The 18,400-nt window shown below is 64.8% G+C and carries 15 protein-coding genes and 1 riboswitch; of the genes, 9 read left to right on the plus strand and 6 right to left on the minus strand.

Features of this window, described 5'->3' with window-relative positions:
• Positions 1–63: 63 nt before the first annotated feature.
• A complete protein-coding gene (locus AC2CGW_RS08870) occupies positions 64–6,411 on the minus strand; it encodes an amino acid adenylation domain-containing protein (protein ID WP_484573894.1) in 6,348 nt (2,115 codons plus the stop codon).
• A gap of 414 nt (positions 6,412–6,825) precedes the next feature.
• On the opposite strand from AC2CGW_RS08870, the gene AC2CGW_RS08875 reads away from it, so the two are divergent.
• Together AC2CGW_RS08875 and AC2CGW_RS08880 are read left to right on the plus strand one after the other, a co-directional pair.
• Positions 6,826–7,590, plus strand: a complete 765-nt coding sequence (locus tag AC2CGW_RS08875; RefSeq protein ID WP_186709689.1) for a helix-turn-helix transcriptional regulator — start codon at positions 6,826–6,828, stop codon at positions 7,588–7,590.
• 16 nt (positions 7,591–7,606) lie between these two features.
• Entirely contained in the window at positions 7,607–9,004 is a 1,398-nt protein-coding gene (locus AC2CGW_RS08880) for an efflux transporter outer membrane subunit (RefSeq protein ID WP_484573895.1), read from the plus strand.
• Between the two features lie 43 nt (positions 9,005–9,047).
• Here the strand turns inward: AC2CGW_RS08880 and AC2CGW_RS08885 are convergent, their stop codons facing one another.
• From AC2CGW_RS08885 to AC2CGW_RS08900, 4 genes are all read right to left on the minus strand, one after another.
• Positions 9,048–10,028 carry an LLM class flavin-dependent oxidoreductase gene (locus AC2CGW_RS08885; RefSeq protein WP_186709674.1) on the minus strand — a complete coding sequence of 327 codons (981 nt, stop codon included), beginning with the start codon at positions 10,026–10,028 and terminating at the stop codon, positions 9,048–9,050.
• Between the two features lie 104 nt (positions 10,029–10,132).
• The gene (locus AC2CGW_RS08890) at positions 10,133–11,044 is read right to left on the minus strand and encodes a LysR family transcriptional regulator (protein WP_484573896.1); all 912 of its coding nucleotides are present in this window, start codon (positions 11,042–11,044) and stop codon (positions 10,133–10,135) included.
• A gap of 28 nt (positions 11,045–11,072) precedes the next feature.
• Positions 11,073–11,840: a TraX family protein gene (locus tag AC2CGW_RS08895; RefSeq protein WP_484574013.1), complete on the minus strand. Its 768-nt coding sequence runs from the start codon at positions 11,838–11,840 to the stop codon at positions 11,073–11,075.
• A complete protein-coding gene (locus AC2CGW_RS08900; RefSeq protein ID WP_288376719.1) occupies positions 11,789–12,874 on the minus strand; it encodes a metal-dependent hydrolase in 1,086 nt (361 codons plus the stop codon). The genes AC2CGW_RS08895 and AC2CGW_RS08900 overlap by 52 nt, the downstream gene beginning before the upstream one ends.
• 190 nt (positions 12,875–13,064) lie before the next feature.
• Between AC2CGW_RS08900 and AC2CGW_RS08905 the strand changes: the two genes are divergently transcribed.
• The gene (locus AC2CGW_RS08905) at positions 13,065–13,949 is read left to right on the plus strand and encodes an alpha/beta hydrolase (protein ID WP_484573897.1); all 885 of its coding nucleotides are present in this window, start codon (positions 13,065–13,067) and stop codon (positions 13,947–13,949) included.
• A 15-nt stretch (positions 13,950–13,964) separates the two neighbouring features.
• On the opposite strand, the gene AC2CGW_RS08910 is transcribed toward AC2CGW_RS08905, so the two are convergent.
• Entirely contained in the window at positions 13,965–14,696 is a 732-nt protein-coding gene (locus AC2CGW_RS08910; RefSeq protein WP_288376723.1) for a hypothetical protein, read from the minus strand.
• A gap of 169 nt (positions 14,697–14,865) precedes the next feature.
• A riboswitch (cobalamin riboswitch) is annotated at positions 14,866–15,087 on the plus strand.
• A gap of 99 nt (positions 15,088–15,186) precedes the next feature.
• Here AC2CGW_RS08910 and AC2CGW_RS08915 point away from each other — a divergent pair.
• The 6 genes from AC2CGW_RS08915 (at position 15,187) to AC2CGW_RS08940 (ending at position 18,398) form a co-directional block, all read left to right on the plus strand.
• Complete coding sequence (locus tag AC2CGW_RS08915) at positions 15,187–15,372, plus strand: CbtB domain-containing protein (protein WP_063545029.1); 186 nt, start codon at positions 15,187–15,189, stop codon at positions 15,370–15,372.
• Positions 15,373–15,382: 10 nt separating this feature from the next.
• Entirely contained in the window at positions 15,383–16,072 is a 690-nt protein-coding gene (locus tag AC2CGW_RS08920; RefSeq protein WP_186665033.1) for a CbtA family protein, read from the plus strand.
• Complete coding sequence (locus AC2CGW_RS08925) at positions 16,072–16,464, plus strand: cobalamin biosynthesis protein (RefSeq protein ID WP_484573898.1); 393 nt, start codon at positions 16,072–16,074, stop codon at positions 16,462–16,464. Before AC2CGW_RS08920 ends, AC2CGW_RS08925 begins: the two co-directional genes overlap by 1 nt.
• Positions 16,465–16,496: 32 nt before the next feature.
• Positions 16,497–17,249, plus strand: a complete 753-nt coding sequence (cobM, locus tag AC2CGW_RS08930; RefSeq protein WP_484573899.1) for a precorrin-4 C(11)-methyltransferase — start codon at positions 16,497–16,499, stop codon at positions 17,247–17,249.
• A gap of 63 nt (positions 17,250–17,312) precedes the next feature.
• On the plus strand, positions 17,313–17,564 hold the full coding sequence (locus tag AC2CGW_RS08935; protein ID WP_186665038.1) for a DUF1272 domain-containing protein: 252 nt from the start codon (positions 17,313–17,315) through the stop codon (positions 17,562–17,564).
• A 219-nt stretch (positions 17,565–17,783) separates the two neighbouring features.
• Complete coding sequence (locus AC2CGW_RS08940) at positions 17,784–18,398, plus strand: response regulator transcription factor (protein WP_186665040.1); 615 nt, start codon at positions 17,784–17,786, stop codon at positions 18,396–18,398.
• The last annotated feature ends 2 nt before the right edge of the window (positions 18,399–18,400 follow it).

The raw sequence follows: 18,400 nt of genomic DNA on the forward strand, positions 1-18,400 counted from the left end.
CACAGTGGAGCAGTCATTCGCCGGCACAGTGAGTGCGGGGCTGCCACGCAGCCCCTGCCCGCCTCAGATCCTGCGTCGTGCCTTCAGCCCCGGGATGGTGGTGGCCGCGATCTCGATCTGCGGCTTGTCCCACCCGGTACTGGCCGCCAGGCCCGCCAACGTGGGCTGGCGGAACAAGGTACGTGCGTCGGCCTGCAACCCCGCCTGGCGCATGCGCGCCACCAGATTCACCGCCAGCAGTGAATGCCCGCCCAGTTCAAAGAAGTTGTCGTCCCGCCCAACCTGCTCGACCTTCAGCACCTCGCTCCAGATCTGCGCCAGGGTCTGCTCCAGTGCGTTGCGTGGCGCCGTGTAGACGCGGCTGATCACCGATTCCGCTCCAGGCTCAGGCAGCACCTTGCGGTCGATCTTGCCGTTGGGGCTGAGCGGCATGTCGGCCAGGGCGACGAAGGCCGAGGGCACCATGTACTCCGGCAGCCGCGCCAGCAGGTGGCTGCGCAACGTATCCAGTGCCGGGGCGGGTTGCTCCTCCCGGCAGGTGAAGTAGGCGACCAGACGCTCGTCGCGCACCAATACCACGCTCTGGCCCACAGCGGGATGCCCGGCCAGCAGGGCCTCGATCTCACCCAGCTCGACGCGCAGACCACGCAGTTTGACCTGGAAGTCGTTGCGCCCGAGGAACTCCAGCTCGCCATCCTCGCGGTAGCGCACCAGGTCCCCGGTGCGGTACAGCCGATCGCCCTCGACGAACGGGCTGTCGATGAAGCGCTCGGCCTGCAGCACCGGCAACCCCAGGTAGCCGCGTGCCACACCGACGCCGCCGATGTGCAACTCACCTGCCACGCCGAGTGGCACCGGCCGATCATGGGCATCCAGCACGTAGAGCCGGGTGTTGGCGATCGCCCGGCCGATCGGCGGTGGCGTGCTCGGCAGCGGTTGATCCGGTTCGAGCGTCCAGGCCGTGCTGTCGACCGTAGCCTCGGTGGGCCCATAAACGTTGTGCAAGCGCACCTGCGGCAGGCGCTGGCGCAAGCTGGCAGTCAGCGTCAAGGTCAACTCCCCCCCGCCACAGAAGATGTCGGTCAGGCTCGTACAGCGTTCGACGCCCGGCTGCTCGAGAAACTGGTGCAACAATGCCGGGACGAACTTGATCGTGGTGACCTGGCGAGCCTGGACCAGCTGGACCAGGTAAGCCGGATCGCGATGACCGTCAGGGCGGGCCAGCACCAGGCGCAAGCCTGCGCACAACGGCCAGAACAACTCCCAGACCGAACCGTCGAAGCTGAACGGCGCACGCTGCAACAGCGCATCGCCCGGACGCGGCGGGCAGATGGTCGAGCCCCAGTGCATGAGGTTGCCCAGCCCGCGGTGCTCGATCATCACGCCCTTGGGCATGCCGGTCGAGCCGGAGGTGTACATCACGTAGGCAAGGTTCGAAGGCGTCAGTGTCGGCACCTGAGGGGCCTGGGCAGGCTGCGCTTGCCAGACACCCTGATCGAGATCCACCAGCGGCACCGCCAACGGATCGAACAGGCCACGTGTGGCCCCGTGGACCAGCACTGCCAGCGGTGTACTGTCCTCGACCATGTAGCGCAGGCGTTCATCCGGGTAACCAGGATCCAGCGGCACGTAGGCACCGCCGGCCTTGAGCACGCCCAGCAGCCCGACCAGCAGCGACAGGCCGCGCTCGATGCAGACGCCGACTCGCGTGTCAGGCTGTACGCCCAGGGCCACCAGGTGATGGGCCAGGCGGTTGGCCTGCTCGTCGAGTTCACGGTAGCTCAGCGTCGCCTCGTCGGTCTGCAGCGCCACGGCATCGGGCGTGCGCAGCACCTGGGCCTGGAACAGCGCCGGCAGGGTCTTGTGCATCAATTCATGGGGCTCCTCGGTGGCATTGAAGTCGTGCAGCAGCCGGTGCAGCTCGTTCTCCGGCACACTGCACAACTGCTCGATCGGTGCCGAACCACCCTGCTCCAGCGCCTCGGCCAGCCCCTCGAGGGTACGTTCGAGATAGGCCAGCACACGCGCTGCACCCAATGCTCGCGGCGCACGAACGCTCAGGTGCAAGGCCTCACCCTGATCATCCACCGACAGCACTAGCGCATGGCTGTGTACTTCGCTGGCCTCCAACAAGCGAGCCCCTGGCAACGTCGATTGTTCGGCCGCCAGCCCATGGCGGAAATTGATCAGGCTATTGAACAGCGGCACACCCGCTGGCAGCCCACTGCAACGCTGGGCCAGCAGCAAGGGTGCGTCTTCATGGCCCAACAGCCCGGCAAGGCCGGCATGGGTGTCGGCCAGCGCCTGCGCCACGCTGCGCCCCGCCAGGCTCACCCGCAGGGGCAAGCTGTTGATGAACATGCCCAACGCTCGGTCGGCCCCCTCACCCGCCATCATCCGCCCCAGCAACACGCTGCCGAACACCACGTCGTCACGACCGCCCAGTGCCCCCAGCACCTGCGCCCAAGCCAGGTGGAACAGGCTGGCCAGCCCGACATCCTGCTGCCTGGCCAGGCGGCGCAAGGCCTCGGTCAGCACCAGCGGAGCCTCATGCGCGAGGCTCTCCAGCGCGTCCGCCTGCACCTGGTCCTCTACTATCCCCGGCAACGTCGGCGGTGCCTCGACACCTGCCAGCAATGCCCGCAGGAACACCTCGTGCCCTTGCTGCCGCACCTCGGCGCCGCTGAGCGCGACGTAGTTGCGATAAGGCACAGGCGCCGGCAGCGCATGCCCCTGATCGCTCATCAAGGCCCGAAGCTCGCCGAGCAACACCTGCACCGACACCGCATCGTTGACCAGATGGTGGAAGCGCAACAACCCCAGCCAACGACCGTGCTCACGGTCTTCAGCCCCCGCCAGCGCCATCATCGGCGCATGACGCAGGTCCAGCGGGCGCTGGGCCGCTGAGTAATGTGCAGACAACTCCTGCGCCGTGTCGCCCGGCCCGATCCGCAACACCTCGACGGGCAGTTGCGCCTGACGCCAGACCACTTGCTGCGGTTGCTCGAGCCCTTCCCAAGCCAGGCTGGTGCGCAGGATGTCGTGACGCTCGACCACCTGCTGCAACGCGTGAGCAAATGCCTCGAACGCCGTGCGGTCGGTAAAGGCGAACAGCGCCTGTTGCTGATAAGGGTCATGGCTGTCGCGCAGGTGGTGATAAAGCAGCCCCTGCTGCAATGGCGCCAAGGGGTAGATTTCCTGCACATTGCCTGCGCCACCCGGTATGCCCGCGACAATGGCGTCGATCTCGCCCTGGGTCAGCGAAGCCAGGCTGAGCAGCGCCGGTGTGATATGGGTGCAGTCAGCGGGTACGCGGTTATCCTCCACCTGCGCGAGCAGACGCTGGCTGGCGGCGGCCAGGCTTGCCAGGGTCGGCTGGCCGAACAGCACCTGCACGTCAGCCTGCAGGCCCTGCTGGCGCATGCGTTCGACCAGTTGCACCGCCAGCAACGAATGGCCACCCAACTCGAAGAAGTGGTCGTGACGGCCAATGCGCTGCACACCCAGCAGTTCGCTCCAGAGCGCAGCCAGGCGAACCTCCACGTCGCCGCGAGGCGCTTCATGGGCGCGACGTACCGATGCGGTTTCATCCAGCGCCGGCAAGGCGCGACGGTCGAGCTTGCCGTTGGCGGTCAACGGCCAGTGCTCGATGCGTTGGTAGCCGGCTGGCAGCAAGGCCACCGGCAGAAGCCCGCGCAGGTGCTCATGCAGGTCGCCGGGGGTAACCGCATCGCCAATGAACCAGGCTTGCAGTTGCCCATCGCGCAGCAGCACCACCGCTTCGCGCACCTGCGGGTGACGGGTCAGCGCAGCCTCGATCTCACCGAGTTCGACGCGTACACCGCGAATCTTCACCTGATCGTCATTGCGCCCCAGGTACTCCAGGGTGCCGTCGGCAAGCCAGCGCACGCGGTCGCCGGTGCGGTACATCCGGGCACCGACCTCTTCACTGAACGGGTCGTCGAGGAAACGCTCGGCGGTCATCTGCGGGCGATTAAGGTAGCCGCGGGCGACCCCCAGGCCTGCTACATAGAGTTCGCCCGGGATACCGACCGGCAATGGCTTGAGCTGCGCATCGAGCACATACAGCCGGGTATTGGCCACAGGCGTGCCGATATGCAGCGCACCACCCGCCGTCACCCGCCCGGAGCTGGCGACCACCGTGGCTTCGGTAGGGCCGTAGTTGTTGATGACCGCATACGCCCGCTCACGCGACAGGCTGCGCAGCCGATCCCCCCCCACCAGCAGGGTACGCAGGGTCGGGTGATCGTGCTGGGTGAACGCGTGTTCGGCCACCGGGGTTGGCAGGAAACTGACCTGCAGTGGCTGGGCACGCCACCAGCGCAGCAGGTTGTCGATATCTTCGCCACCGTCGCTGCTGGGCGCCAGGTGCAGCGTCGCCCCCGCACACAAGGCTGGCCAGACCTCCCAGGCCATGGCATCGAAACCAAAGCCGGCCAGGCTCGACGTGTGCCCGCCGACGCCCAGGTCAAAGGCCTCGCAATGCCAATCGACCAGGTTGGCCAGCATGCGGTGTTCGACCATCACCCCCTTGGGTTGGCCAGTGGAGCCTGAGGTGTAGATCACATAGACCAGGCTCTCGGGCCCAAGCCCCGCCACGCGAGGGTTGTCCACAATGGTCGTGGCTGCCGGGCAGGCGTCGAGTTCGATCAGCGGCAGCTCATGGCGCGGCAGACGCGCCAGCAGGTCCTGTTGTGTCAGCAGTACCACGGGCGCGCTGTCTTCAAGCAGATATGCGATGCGCTCGCGCGGATGCGCCGGGTCGATCGGTACGTAGGCTGCCCCCGCCTTGAGTATCGCCAGCAGGCCCACAAGGGTATCCAGGCCACGGCGGGCAACCACTGCCACGCGCTGCTCGGGCCTCACACCTCGTTCGATCAGACGCAGGGCCAAAGCATTTGCCCGCTGATTCAGCTCGCCATAGCTCAGGCTGCGCCCTTCGTGCACAGCGGCAATGGCGTCGGGCATCAGCGCCGCGTGGGCCTCGATCCGGCGGTGCACGACCGGCTCGCCAACGGCGCGCCCCGTCGCATTCCACGCCTGCATCTGGCGATGCTCGGCAGGTGTCGGCAGGTCGAAATCGGCAACCGCCAACGCCGGTGTCGCCAAGCCTTGGTCGAGCATATGCAGCAGCCGCTGCGCCAACGCCTCGGCCTCCTCGCTTGCCAGCCAGGCGCGGTGATGCACCAGATGCAACCACGCCTTGTCATTATGGCGATTGCTGCGCAGGTGGATGGCCAAGGGCGTGGATTCGTGGCTGTTGGAGACCTTCACCGTGTGGGCGCTGGCCTCGCCGTAGCGGTAGTCGTGATCGTCCTGCTCGTAGGAGACCGACACCTCGAACAATTGCCCGCGTTCCTCGCGCAACAGGCCAAGCGCTCGGTTCAGCTCGCTCACGGCCAGTCGCTGATGGCGAAAATCCCGGCGCAGGGTATCGCGTATCGCAACCACCAGTTCGGCGAAGCTCAGTGTCGGGGCAAACGCCAGGGGCACCGCACTGACCTGCACGAAGGTCCCCAGCGTGGCCTTGAAACGTGCACCGCCACGATTGAGCAGCGGCAGCCCCACCACCCAGTCCTCGCGTTGTGCGCTGCGGGAGAACAGCACATGCAGTGCAGCCAGCAGGACATGGAACGCCGAGGCCTGGTGAGCCTCGGCCAGGCGCTTCATGCGCCCATGCAACGCATCGGGAAACGCCTGAACCCAGGTGCGCGAAGGTGCTTCATCGGTGGCTCGACGGTAATGGTGACGCGCTGCCAGCAGCGGCTCCGGCACACTGGCGAAGCGCTTGAGCCAATATGCGCGATCGCGGGCCTGGCGCATCGAGCCCTGGTACTGGCGGTCTTCGTCGATGAAGTCGGCATAACCGACCTGGGCCCGTGGCGCCTCGCCACCCTCGAGCAGCGCCGTGTAATGCTCGCCCAGTGCCTTGAGCATCTGCCCGAAACCCCAGCCGTCGAGGATCAGGTGGTGGGCCTGGGTTGCCAGCCAATGACGTTCGGGGCCCAGGCGAATCAGGGCGAAACGCAGCAGTGCCGTGCCGTCGAAGCGATACCCCTGGCCCATTTGCGCCTGAATCAATGCCGTGGCCGCGGCTGCCGGGTCGGCTTCAGTCGACAGGTCCAGCACAGGCAACGCCAACGTGGCATGCTCGGCGAAGCGCTGCATCGGCAGGCCGTCGGCACCTGCACCTGGCAGCAGCTCGGTGCGCAACACCGGGTTGGCCGCCACCAGTTGCTGCAACGAGTGATGCAGGGTGTCCGGCCGCAGCTCGCCCGTGAGTTCGACATAGCCGCCGATGGTATAGAGCGGAGAATCGCCTTTGCTCAACTGGTCGAGCCAGATGTCCCGTTGAGCGCTGGTCAGGGGGTAGGTATCGGCGGCAGGCATGGGCTGGGAGGGTCCTTCTCCGTTGATCGTCCGCGGATTCAAGCACCGCTTCCGTAACCTGTATGGCCCCGGAAACCCGGACAGTCGTCCGCGCGTCCACGGTCGCTGATTTTTATGTAGGAAATCAGCTACATATCAGCCCCTTCTATAGCCTACCCGCCGCGCCAGCCGTGGCAAACGTGGTGGCAACAGCGGCTTTCTGACGTCAATTTGCCGACTAATACAGACAGATCTGCCTTCAACCTGTCCGATTCATCCCCCCATTTTGTCCGAATCGATGCCATTTTCTGTCCCCGGTTTCCACTACAGACGCAGGCGCCGGGCCCGGGCTTGAATAGCGCACCCTCGACCGGCCAAGGCGTGAGCCCATTCGCCACCCGCCCGCGCAGCACCCGACTCAAGGATGAACAGGACATGAAGCTGACCCGCAGCCTCGAACATCACCACGACGCGCGCCTCTACCTGCAACTGGGAGAACTGATCGCCAGCACCGGCGAGATTCATTTTGCCGAGCGCATGCTCCAATTGGTCGACAGCCTCGTGCCGATTCACCGGCTCGACCTGAGCGAGTGGACCCTGGATGCCCGACAGACCGGCGTCACCCGGGTCAAGGTGCTGGGCGGCGCAGGGCTGGCCCAGGAGTTTCCTCCGCCTGATCAGCCCAATCACCCGCTGTTGCAGAACATTCTGCAGATGAAGGATCCCCTGCTCATTCAGGTCAGGGCGCCGCATGTCACCGGCAACCCGCAACCCAGCGCGCACCAGTGCAACCTGGTGTCATGCAATGGCGACCGCCGTTGGGTCATCTGCTTCCATCGCCCGCCCAGCCAGACAGCCTTTTCCCTCGGCGAACTGTCGCTGCTCAAGCGCCTCTCCGACACCCTGTTGCCCTTGCTCGAACACCATGCACAACACCCGGTGCACGGCCAGGGCGAAGGCGCGGCGATGCCCGATGCGTTGCGCCACGGCTTCGGCGAGCGCCTGGCCCAGGAAGCGGTGCAACTGTCGAGTCGCGAGCAGGAAGTCTGCCTGGGGCTGCTCACCGGCGGCACCGTGCCGGAAATGGCCCAACGCCTGAACGTGAAGAACAGCTCAGTGGAAACCTACCTCAAACGCGCCACCGCCAAGCTTGGCGTCAGTGGCCGCCACGGCCTGGCCAGATGGATGGCCGGTGCCTGACCCCAGAGAACCCGCGATGCCCAAATACTCTGCTGCCTTGTTGGCGGTGTTGCTGACCGGCTGCACCCTGGCCCCCGACTATCAACGCCCCGCCCTGCCTGTCGCCCCTGAATTTCCCTTGGGGGAGACCACCCAGGGCGACATGACGCACGGCCATCAGCACGACGACTGGCACGAAGTGTTCCAGGATCCGTTGCTACGCCAATTGATCGATAACGCATTGCTCAACAACCGCGATCTGCGCGTCGCAGCGCTCAACGTCGAAGCCTATCGCGCGCAGTTTCGTATCCAGCGCTCGGAGTTGCTGCCCAAGGTGTCCGCCGACGCCAAGGGCCAGCGTCAGTACCTGCCGAGGCGCATGACCGGAACCGGTGAAGGCGCCATTACCCAGACCTACGCCGCCACGCTCGGGGTGAGCGCTTATGAGCTTGACCTGTTCGGCCGCCTGCGCAGCCTGAGCGACAAGGCCTTGCTGACCTACCTCGCCAGCGAACAGGCCCGACGCAGTGTGCAACTGGGGTTGGTGGCCAGCGTGGCCAGCAGCTACATGACCTGGCGTGCCGACCTGGAACTGCTCGAACTGTCACGCCAGACCCTGATCGCCGACCAGGAAAGCCTGCGCCTGACCCAAGGTCAGCGCCGCGCCGGCACTGCGTCGGCATTGCAGCAGATCCAGGCGCAGACCAGCGTCGACACCGCCCGTGCTGCAGTAGCGCGCTACCAGCGCCAGGTTGCCCAGGATATCAACCAGCTGACCCTGCTGGTCGGCGCGCCCCTCGATGAGCGCACGCCCAGCTTGCCGCTGGCCTCGCCACAGATCGTCGGTTTGCCAGCCGGCCTGCCCTCGGCACTGCTGCAGCGTCGCCCGGACATCCTCGAAGCCGAACACCAGTTGCGCGCCGCCAATGCCGACATCGGTGCTGCACGGGCGGCATTCTTCCCCAGTATCAGCCTGACCGCCAACGCTGGCAGCAGCAGTCGCGAGTTGTCCGGGCTGTTCGACGGCGGCACCGGAACCTGGTTGTTCCAGCCGCAGATCAACCTGCCACTGTTCACCGCCGGCAGCCTGCGGGCCAGCCTGGACTATGCACGCCTGCAAAAGGAAATCGAGGTCGCCCGCTACGAGAAATCGATTCAGGGCGCGTTCCAGGAGGTGTCTGACGGTCTGGCCGCGCGCGCCACGTATGAGCGGCAACTGGTGGCCCAACGCGACCTGGTGGCCTCTACACAGCGTTACTACGACCTGGCCCGCAACCGCTACCGCATTGGCGTGGACAGCAGCCTGACCTTTCTCGACGCCCAGCGCTCGCTGTTCAGCGCCCAGCAGGGGTTGATCAACGACCGGCTGGCGCAACTGCTGGCAGAGGTGAACCTCTATGCCGCGCTGGGCGGGGGCTGGAAAGACGCACAGTGAAGGCCGGCAATGGCAGGCCGTGCTTTGGCGCCTGCCACCGCGTTCAGTTCAGGTCGGCAAGGGCCTGCGCCGCATACGCGTGAGAGCGCAGGCGCGCCAACGGGTCATGGATCCGGCAATCGATCATCAACTCATCGGCGCCAGTCTGTTCGATCAGTGCGCGCAACCCATCCCTCACCCGCTGCGGTCCGCCGACTATGGTACAGGCCATCACCTGCTCCAGCACCGCTCGTTCATGGCCCGGCAAACCCTGGACATAACCTTCCTGCGGCAAGGGCAGCAGGCCATGACGTCCGACATGCAGATCGAGCATCCATTTGCGGTGCGAGCTGGCGAGGTAATCGGCTTCGGCATCGCTGGCTGCAGCGAACAGATTCATGCCCACCATGACGTAGGGCTTGGCCAGTTGCGCCGAGGGTTGGAAGTTCGCGCGGTAATGGGCGATGGCCTGCAACAGGTAGCGCGGGGCGAAATGAGAGGCGAAGGCATAAGGCAAGCCGAGCCGGGCCGCAAGGTCGGCACCGAACAGGCTGGAGCCCAATATCCACACCGGCACCTCGTGCTTGCCCGGCACCCCGCGCACCGATCGCTGGCCGTTGTCGGCCAGGTAGTCGCGCAGCTCGGCAATATCCTGGCCAAAGTCACGCTCGGGCGCGACGCCGCGCAACGCACGTACGGTCGGCCCGGAACTGCCTGGGGCACGTCCCAGCCCCAGGTCGATGCGCCCCGGATGCAAGGTATCAAGCGTACCGAACTGCTCGGCAACCACCAGCGGGGCATGATTGGGCAGCATGATGCCACCGGCACCCACGCGAATATGCCGCGTGGCATTGGCGATCTCGTTGATTACCAGCGCGGTGGCGGCAGAGCCGATGCCGGGCATGTCATGGTGTTCGGCGATCCAGTATCGAGCGTAACCGTGCTGCTCGACGTGACGTGCCAGTTGGCGGGATTCCTCGATCGCATCGGCCAGGGTCTTGCCCTCGCCGATCATGACCAGGTCCAGGACAGACAACGCAGTCATGGCGTCTCCATAAGTCGTGACGGGTATGACTGCACAGTGTCCCGGGCCACGCCTGAGCGATAAACCGCAAGGCGGGCCCTACACCCGGTCCCTCCATTCCCCAATCAGTGTTCCCACGGCACTCCGTGCTCCCACCGGGCGACCAGCAGGTCGATGAAGCCTCGCACCCGCGGCGACAAGTGGCGCTTGCTGGGGTAGACGATACGAATCGGGTCGGCCGGCGGCCGGAAACCTGCGAGCACTTCGACCAGCGTTCCGGCGCGCAAGTCGTTGCCGGTGATGTAGGTGGGTAGATGGATCAGCCCGAAACCGGCGCGGGCGCCATCGAGCATGGCCTCGGAGCTGTCGATGTTCAAGCGCCCGGGCTCTTCGCACAGGTGCAGCCCTTCATCGGTGTGGAAACGCCAGGGGCTGGCCTTCTCGCCCGCCAGAAAAGCAATCTTGTCGTGCCCATAGAGGTCTGCCGGTACCTGGGGCACACCATGGCGCTGCAGGTACTCGGGCGCAGCGCAGGTGACGAACTGCTGCCACGCCACGGTACGCGTCAGCAGTTGCGAGTCCTCCTTGGGCGCACCGATGCGCACGGCAACGTCCACCCCCTCCTCCACCAGATCGACGAAACGGTCAGTGAAGCGAATATCGGCGCGCAGTTCCGGCCATTGCTTGAGGTAGACATCCAGGATCGGCAGCACGTGACGCTGGCCGAACGACAGCGGGGCCGTCAGGCGCAGGGTGCCTGTCGGTCGTCCGCGGCGCTGGGCCATGGTGGTCTCGACTTCGTCCAGGTCTTCGAGGATCTGCCGCCAGCGTTCGAACGCCACTTGGCCTTCATCGGTCAGGCTCAGTTTGCGCGTGGTGCGGTTGAGCAGGCGTACCGCCATGCGCGATTCGAGGCGTGCGATGCTCTTGCCCACCGCCGAGCGGGTCAGGCCCAGGCTCTCGGCGGCTGCAGTGAAGCTGCCGGCCTTCACGGCACTGACGAAGGCTGCGATGTCGCCGAAGCGGTTGGGTTCCATGGGACTGTTCCTGGATATCCGAGGCTCCCTAGGATGGGGGCAGATCCAGGTATTGCAAGGCCTTGATCGCCATCAAGTGCAAGGGATAGAACCCGTAGGCCCAGCGCCCTACAGGCACGATGGACGCCCCCTGGTAGGCCAGCATCCGCAAACCCAATGGCAGTGCCATTGCAGCTGTGGCCAGCACCAGCAGGGAAAAAGGCTGCCAGGGATGTGCCCGCAACCAACTGTTGGTCAGGTTGGCGCCCATTGCCAACAGACAGGGCACCAGCCATCCCGGCCAACCTCGCGACCACAGCACCAGGCAGGCCGCCGGCAGCAACACCCCCGGCAAGCCGTACATCAGTCGATCACTGAAAACCAGCGCCAGCCCGGCACTACCGAGCCCGACAATGCGCGCAGCAGGCTGCGGGTGCCTCACCCCCCAGGCGACCAGCAGGCCAAGGGTCAGGGTGGGCATGACGTTGAGCGTATGCGAGCCATTGTCCAGCCACCGGTACGGGCCTTCGGCAAGTATCGAGAAGGCCAGCATCCAGCTCAGGTAGCGAGCGTTGGCGGGGGTGTACAGCACGCCTGGCTGGCCGCGCGCGACATGACAGGCGATGACCAGGCAGAACAGTGGAAAGGCCAGTCGCCCGATCACGAACAACCCGTCGGCACTGGGCCACAGGTAGCGCAAATGATCGGCGACCATGCTCAGGATCGCCGTCCACTTGACCAGGTCGAGCCCGCTCGAGCGGCCGTTCAGTGCCCCACCTCGGATTGCGCCGAGGGGTTCAGGTAGCGTGTGGTCCAGGCCGCCAGGGGCAGCGGAGGCTGCTGCTGGAGGATACGACGCCAGATCAGCCCCAGGTCATGGCCGTTGAACATCGCGGCACCGCCACGCCAGTTCGCCGGGGTATCGACCACCCACTGTCCCTGGCTGTCGCGGTGAGCCATGCTGAAACGGAAGGTGTAGTTACCGGGAATGCCCATGCGCAGGTCGGTTACCACCAGTACATCGCCCACCACGTCATAACGCAGCCAGTCATCGGTGAACCAGCGCAGCCGCTCGTGCAGCGCGACGCCCTCGAGCACCTTGGCGGCCTCCAGGTTCAGCGACAGGCGCTGCATCTCGGGCGGTTCGCGGTCGAACACACTGCTCACGCCCTCGTAGTAATGACCATCCGGTGTCTTGGCCAGCACCCGCCAGACCAGGCTGTTGAAGGCCATGGGCACTGCACGCAGGTGATCGACCGCAACGCCCTGGCGGCCCAAGGCCTCCTGGAAACGCTGCTCGACCGCCATGCGCCCGGCCAGCCCAAAGCCCAGATACGCCGTGCTGAACACCAGGGCTGCCGTCATCAGGGGTATCGCCTTGCCGCTCAGCCCTCGCCACGCGGCATAGATCACAGCGACCAGCAGTGGCACGGTGTAGACCGGATCGATGATGAACACCGCCGCCCAGCTTTCGGGAATGAGCGGCAGCGGCCAGAACAATTGCGTGCCATAGACCGTGAACGCGTCCAGCAGAGGGTGGGTGACCAGCACCAGCCAGAACGCCACGAACAACCGGGGCCAACGGTATCCCTTGTCGGGCCAGCGCCTTTGCCCAACCCAGGCCACCAGCCACGCCAGCAGCAGCGCCAGACCGGTAAGGACGAAGATCGAGTGGGAAAAACCACGGTGATAGGTCATCTGCGAAACGGGGTCCGCATACCGGATCACCACATCGAGATCGGGCAAGGTGGCCAGCGCGGCGCCATACAGCAGCGAACGGCGGCCCTGGATGCGACCGAGCACCGTACCTTGCAGGGCGGCACCGAGTACGGCTTGAGTAATCGAGTCCAAGGTGAGTCTTCCATCGGCAGGGTCAGGGAAACCTACCCCTCGGCGCCCGCGGCGGCAAGCGTGCAGAGCCCCTCGATGGCACCGGGGAAACAGCTTGCAAACATGTGTCAGCACCGCTCGGGAAAAATTGCCTGCAGCGAGGCCATGGCTTCTGCTAAAAACGACGATTCCCAGCAGCCTGATGACACCCATGACCGACACCCTGCTCACTCACTTCAAACGCCGCTGGCTCATGTGGCTGGCCATGGCCCTGCTGGTGGTGGGCCTGCCCGCGGGCTGCGCGGTCTTGCAGCACAAGGAGCGCGAACTGGTGTTTCGTATCGAGCCGGGCCAGGCCAGTTGGTTCAGGGGCCTGCCGGCCGACGTACAGGAACTGGACCTGCGCCCGCGCAACTTCACCGGCGACCAGAGCCTGCATGCCTGGTGGTGGCCGGCCAAACGCGCCGATGCGCCGGCGATACTCTACCTGCACGGCGTACGCTGGAACCTCACCGGCCAGATGTTCCGCATCGAGCAGTTGCACGCCATGGGCTATTCGGTGTTGGCCGTGGACTACCGCGGTTTTGGCCAGAGCCGAGGCGACCTGCCGTCCGAAGCCACGGTTTACGAGGACGCCCGAATTGCCTGGGAGCGCTTCGCCCAGTTGCAGCCGGTGCCGGGCAAGCGCCTGATCTTCGGCCATTCGCTGGGCGGTGCGGTCGCTGTGGAGCTTGCCTCGGAGCTCGCACGCCAGGCACGCCAGCAAGGTAAGCCTGTACCTGCGCGCGGCCTGATTCTCGAATCCACCTTCACCTCCCTTGGCGACGCGGCGGCATCAGTGGCCGATACCACACTGCCGGTGCGCTGGCTGCTGTCGCAGAGATTCGACTCGCTGGGCAAGATCGCCGATATCGGTTTGCCGCTGCTGCTGGTGCATGGCCTGGATGATCGGTATGTGCCCCCCCGCTTCAGCGAGGCGCTGTTCGAGGCGGCCCAACAGCCCAAGACCTTGCTCCTGGTGCCGGGAGCGAGCCACAACAACAGCATGAGCCTGGCCGGCCAGCGCTATCGACGCGCGATCGAAGCATTGCTGTGAAACCACGGGTAACGATCACTGCACCGGCAGGAAATTCATCAATAACAGGCTCTGCGCGTAATTGAGGCCGATCCGTCGATAACGCTCATCCAGCATCTGCGCCAGCAGATCGAGGCGCGCCACGATCTTGCCGAATTCGACGGCAAAGCTGAGGTTGCTGCCCTCCTCCGAGATTTCGTTGGAAAACAGTAGCAACACACCATTGGCGTCCTGGCGCTGACTGAGCATCCAGGTAGCCTTTTCGATGTTGCGCGCGGCGTTATTGACGAACAGTGGATCAATCGCATCGGTCATGTAGAACTCGGTGCGCCCACCGTGGGCGGTAATCAACATGCTGCCGATGGCATAGATGAACGCCCCGACTCGATCTCCACGAAACTCCGGGCTCAAGGCGTAGCTCAGCGCCGCCAGGTCACGGCGCTCGCCCAGTTGCGGCAATGGCTGGCGCTGCTCGATGGCCTGGCGGATCTGGCGCTCGGCGGTGGCCGCGTCCAGATAGCCGGACTGCTTCCACTGATTGGGGTTGCGCAGGTAGAGCTTGTTCATCAGCAGATACAGGCTCTGCAGGTTGTCGCGCATGGACAAGGTCGCCATGCGGTCGACACTGGTCTGGAACAACTCGCTGGGATGACCATTGCCTAACTGGGTGAATACGTCGCGCCCCTGCTGCCCGGTGCACGCGCACAGGGCGATCAAGACACCCACCAGCGACAGGCGGGCACGGCGGCGATAGGCAGGAACAGGCATCTGCACCGGGGTCCAGGGTCAGCGGCCGGGCCGGAAATCGGCACAGCCTGGCCATGCATAGAGCCCCTGAACGCCAAAAAGTGCGACGTGCAAGGCAGGTTGATGATTTCCAGTCGCTACGCCTGCGCGATTCGTAACAAGAATTGACGACCAAAGCATGGCCGTGATCTCCTAATACATTACGTAGGGTGCCCCTTGCAGGGGTGAAACGGGAAACCGGTGCGTCAATGGCTCTTCATGAGCCTGACAAGTCCGGTGCTGCCCCCGCAACGGTAAGCGAGCGAGCGTCTGATCCACTGTGTCGGCAGTTCGGCATGGGAAGGTGACGCTCTCCCCAGGAGCCATGCTCCTGCTCGTCAGCCCGGAGACCGGCCCGACGTCTTGTGATCACACCCCGCGGTGGGCGGGCGCTGTTGCATGTCCCTGGGCGGTTCTCGCCTGGGGTTGCCGCGCTTCCTGTCGCCCATGAAAAAAAGCAGAGGAATGCGTCATGTCCGTCACCAGCGCCAAACACAGCATCGCAACCCCCGTCAGCCTCAGCCAGCGCCTCGTCGTTGCGGTCGGCGCCAGCCTGCTGGGCCTGTGCCTGGTGTACTTCGCCGGGTTCTCCCATCTCGAGGCGGTGCACAACGCTGCCCACGATACCCGCCACAGCGCCGCCTTCCCTTGCCACTGAGTGCCCGACAATGATCAAGCGTATCGCTCGAACTGCAGGCTTCAGTGGCCTGCTCGCCGCACTTTTGCTGACGCTGTTGCAGAGTTTCTGGGTCGCGCCCTTGATCCTCCAGGCCGAAACCTATGAAAACGCGGCGCCCACCGAGCAGCACGAACACACAGGTGAAGGTGCCGGGGGCCATGAACACGACGCAGAAGCCTGGTCGCCGGAAGATGGCTGGCAGCGGGTGCTGTCGACTGCCGGCGGCAATCTGGTAGTGGCAGTCGGTTTCGCGCTGATCCTCGCCGCACTCTACAGCCTGCGCGAACCTGGTCGGGTCAGTACGGGTGCCTTGTGGGGCCTGGGCGGCTTCGCCGTGTTCTGCCTGGCACCGACCCTGGGCCTGCCACCCGAACTGCCTGGCACCGCCGCAGCCGATCTGGGTCAACGCCAGACCTGGTGGATAGGCACCGCCGCCGCCACTGCTGTGGGCCTGGCGTTGCTGGTCTTCGCGCGCCACTGGCTGCTGAAGGTGCTCGGCGCAGCGCTGCTGGTGGTACCGCACCTGATCGGCGCCCCTCAGCCACTGGTGCATGAAAGCCTGGCGCCCGAAGCGCTGGAAGCACAGTTCAAGGTTGCCTCCTGGCTGACCAACGCAGCCTTCTGGGTCGCACTGGGTCTGCTGAGCGCCTGGCTCTACCGCCGCTCCGCGCAGGCCTGATGGCCGCGCTATATGTCGGTTTCGGCTGCCGCAGGGGTTGCCCGGCGGCGGTTCTGGAAACCCTGCTGCACCTTGCGCTGGCCGACAACGGCCTGAAGCTGGCCGCCTTGCGTGGTATCGCCAGCATCGATCTCAAGGCTCAGGAGCCCGGCCTGCGGCAACTGGCCGAGCAACTCGGCCTGCCCCTGACGCTATACAGCGCCCAGCAACTGCACCCATTCCTGCCCCTGCTCAGTTACCGCTCAGAAATGGCCTTCAACGCCACGGGCTGTTGGGGAGTGGCAGAAAGCGCAGCGCTGGCGCTGGCTGACGAGGGTCAGCGCTCGCCAATCCTGACAGTCACTCGGCAGGTGCTCGGTGACGCTACCCTTGCCCTGGCCAGCAACGGATAATCGCTTTTCATTTCACGTTTCAAGGACTTGCCATGACGGTCTATTTCATCGGTGCCGGCCCCGGCGACCCGGAGCTGATCACGGTCAAGGGCCAACGCCTGATCCGCCAATGCCCGGTGATCATCTACGCCGGCTCACTGGTACCGCCCGCGGTACTTGAAGGCCACACGGCCAGTACCGTGATCAACAGCGCCGAACTGCACCTCGAGCAGATCATCGCCGCCATCCGCGACGCCCATGACAAGGGGCTGGATGTCGCCCGTGTACACAGCGGCGACCCCAGCCTGTATGGCGCCATCGGCGAACAGATCCGCCACTTGCGCGAACAGGGCATCGACTACCAGATCATTCCTGGCGTCACCGCCACAGCCGCCAGCGCCGCCCTGCTCGGCTGTGAACTGACGCTGCCGGACATCTCGCAGACCGTCATCCTGACCCGCTACGGCGATCGCTCGCCGATGCCGGCAGGCGAGCAGCTGGCGGACCTGGCGCGCCACCGCAGTACCTTGGCCATCCACCTGGGGGTACGCCATCTACCGCGCATCGTCGACGAGCTGCTGCCGCACTATGGGGCAGATTGCCCGGTGGCAGTGATCCACCGCGCAACCTGGCCCGACCAGGACTGGGTCAGGGGCCGCCTCGCCGATATCGTCGACGCTGTTGCCGACAAAGGCTTCCGACGCACTGCGCTGATTCTCGTCGGCCACGTGCTAGGCGACGCGCCATTTGCCGACTCGGCCTTGTACCGCGCCGGCCACGCCCACCTGTATCGCCCCGGCGACTGAGGATTGTCAGCCAGCGTCCAGCGACCGACACTGGCGCATCACTGTCCGTACCGGAGTTGCGCCATGCTCGAGCTACGCCCCAATTGCGAATGTTGCGATACCGATTTGCCCCCCGATACCCTTGACGCGTTGATCTGCTCATTCGAATGCACCTTCTGTCGCCGCTGCGCCGAGCACCATCTGCAGGGACAGTGCCCGAATTGCGCAGGACAATTGCGGCAACGCCCGACGCGGGTCGGCACTGCGCTGATCAACAATCCCGCCTCCACGCAACGCGTGAACAAACCTCACCCAGCTTGTCTGCGCTCTACCTGAGCATCCTCACCCCATAACGGCCCGCGAGCGGCGTCGCCGCCCCACGCGCCGCTTTTTTGTAAGACTTTTCACCAACCAGTGGCGGCTTTTTCAACGCGCCTATACTCGCCATTATCAAAGCTTTCTGATGGACGTATCGTGCCTGCAGCCAGATTGGCCCTACAGACCCATTCCTGGATAACGTCAGGAACGAACATTACTTCGTACAGGAGTTTTCCCATGACCACCGTACTGATGGTCGATGATCACCCCACAGTTCGCCTTGCCGTGCGCATCCTGCTCGAACGCGAACGCTTTGATGTCGTTGGCGAGTCGGGTAATGGCATCGAAGCCGTACAGATGGCACGCCAGCTTGCCCCAAAAGTGGTGATTCTCGATATTGGGCTACCAGGCCTGGATGGCATGGAGGTGATCAAGCGTTTGCAATTGCTCGATCCTGCGCCAAAAATCATGGTACTCACTGGGCAGTCCTCCGACCTCTATGTTCGTCGCTGCCTGGATGCCGGGATCGCGGCTTTCGTCAACAAGGACGAAGACCTCGATGCCCTGTTGTTTGCGCTCAAGGCACTGGTCAAAGGTTATTCGACGTTTCCGCAGATGTCGGTGAACAGCAACACCCTGGCATCGGAAACGGTACGGCTCAACAGCCTGTCGAACCGGGAAATGGAAGTCTTGCGCAGGCTCGCGCGGGGAGAAAACAACAAGTACATAGGGACAGCCATGAACCTCAGCGCCAAGACCATCAGTACTTACCGCGGCCGAATCGGCGAAAAACTCAAGACCGAGTCGCTGGTCGAAATGGTCGACCTGGCCAAACGCAACCACGTGAATTGAGC

It is taken from the genome of Pseudomonas sp. SYWMCR5 (assembly GCF_057197165.1).

Bases quoted from the DNA above. Each gene is read 5' to 3' on its own strand.
- AC2CGW_RS08870 (WP_484573894.1), bottom strand. From the start codon at position 6,411: ATGCCTGCCGCCGATACCTACCCCCTGACCAGCGCTCAACGGGACATC.
- AC2CGW_RS08875 (WP_186709689.1), top strand. From the start codon at position 6,826: ATGAAGCTGACCCGCAGCCTCGAACATCACCACGACGCGCGCCTCTAC.
- AC2CGW_RS08880 (WP_484573895.1), top strand. From the start codon at position 7,607: ATGCCCAAATACTCTGCTGCCTTGTTGGCGGTGTTGCTGACCGGCTGC.
- AC2CGW_RS08885 (WP_186709674.1), bottom strand. From the start codon at position 10,028: ATGACTGCGTTGTCTGTCCTGGACCTGGTCATGATCGGCGAGGGCAAG.
- AC2CGW_RS08890 (WP_484573896.1), bottom strand. From the start codon at position 11,044: ATGGAACCCAACCGCTTCGGCGACATCGCAGCCTTCGTCAGTGCCGTG.
- AC2CGW_RS08905 (WP_484573897.1), top strand. From the start codon at position 13,065: ATGACCGACACCCTGCTCACTCACTTCAAACGCCGCTGGCTCATGTGG.
- AC2CGW_RS08910 (WP_288376723.1), bottom strand. From the start codon at position 14,696: ATGCCTGTTCCTGCCTATCGCCGCCGTGCCCGCCTGTCGCTGGTGGGT.
- AC2CGW_RS08915 (WP_063545029.1), top strand. From the start codon at position 15,187: ATGTCCGTCACCAGCGCCAAACACAGCATCGCAACCCCCGTCAGCCTC.
- AC2CGW_RS08920 (WP_186665033.1), top strand. From the start codon at position 15,383: ATGATCAAGCGTATCGCTCGAACTGCAGGCTTCAGTGGCCTGCTCGCC.
- AC2CGW_RS08925 (WP_484573898.1), top strand. From the start codon at position 16,072: ATGGCCGCGCTATATGTCGGTTTCGGCTGCCGCAGGGGTTGCCCGGCG.
- cobM (WP_484573899.1), top strand. From the start codon at position 16,497: ATGACGGTCTATTTCATCGGTGCCGGCCCCGGCGACCCGGAGCTGATC.
- AC2CGW_RS08935 (WP_186665038.1), top strand. From the start codon at position 17,313: ATGCTCGAGCTACGCCCCAATTGCGAATGTTGCGATACCGATTTGCCC.
- AC2CGW_RS08940 (WP_186665040.1), top strand. From the start codon at position 17,784: ATGACCACCGTACTGATGGTCGATGATCACCCCACAGTTCGCCTTGCC.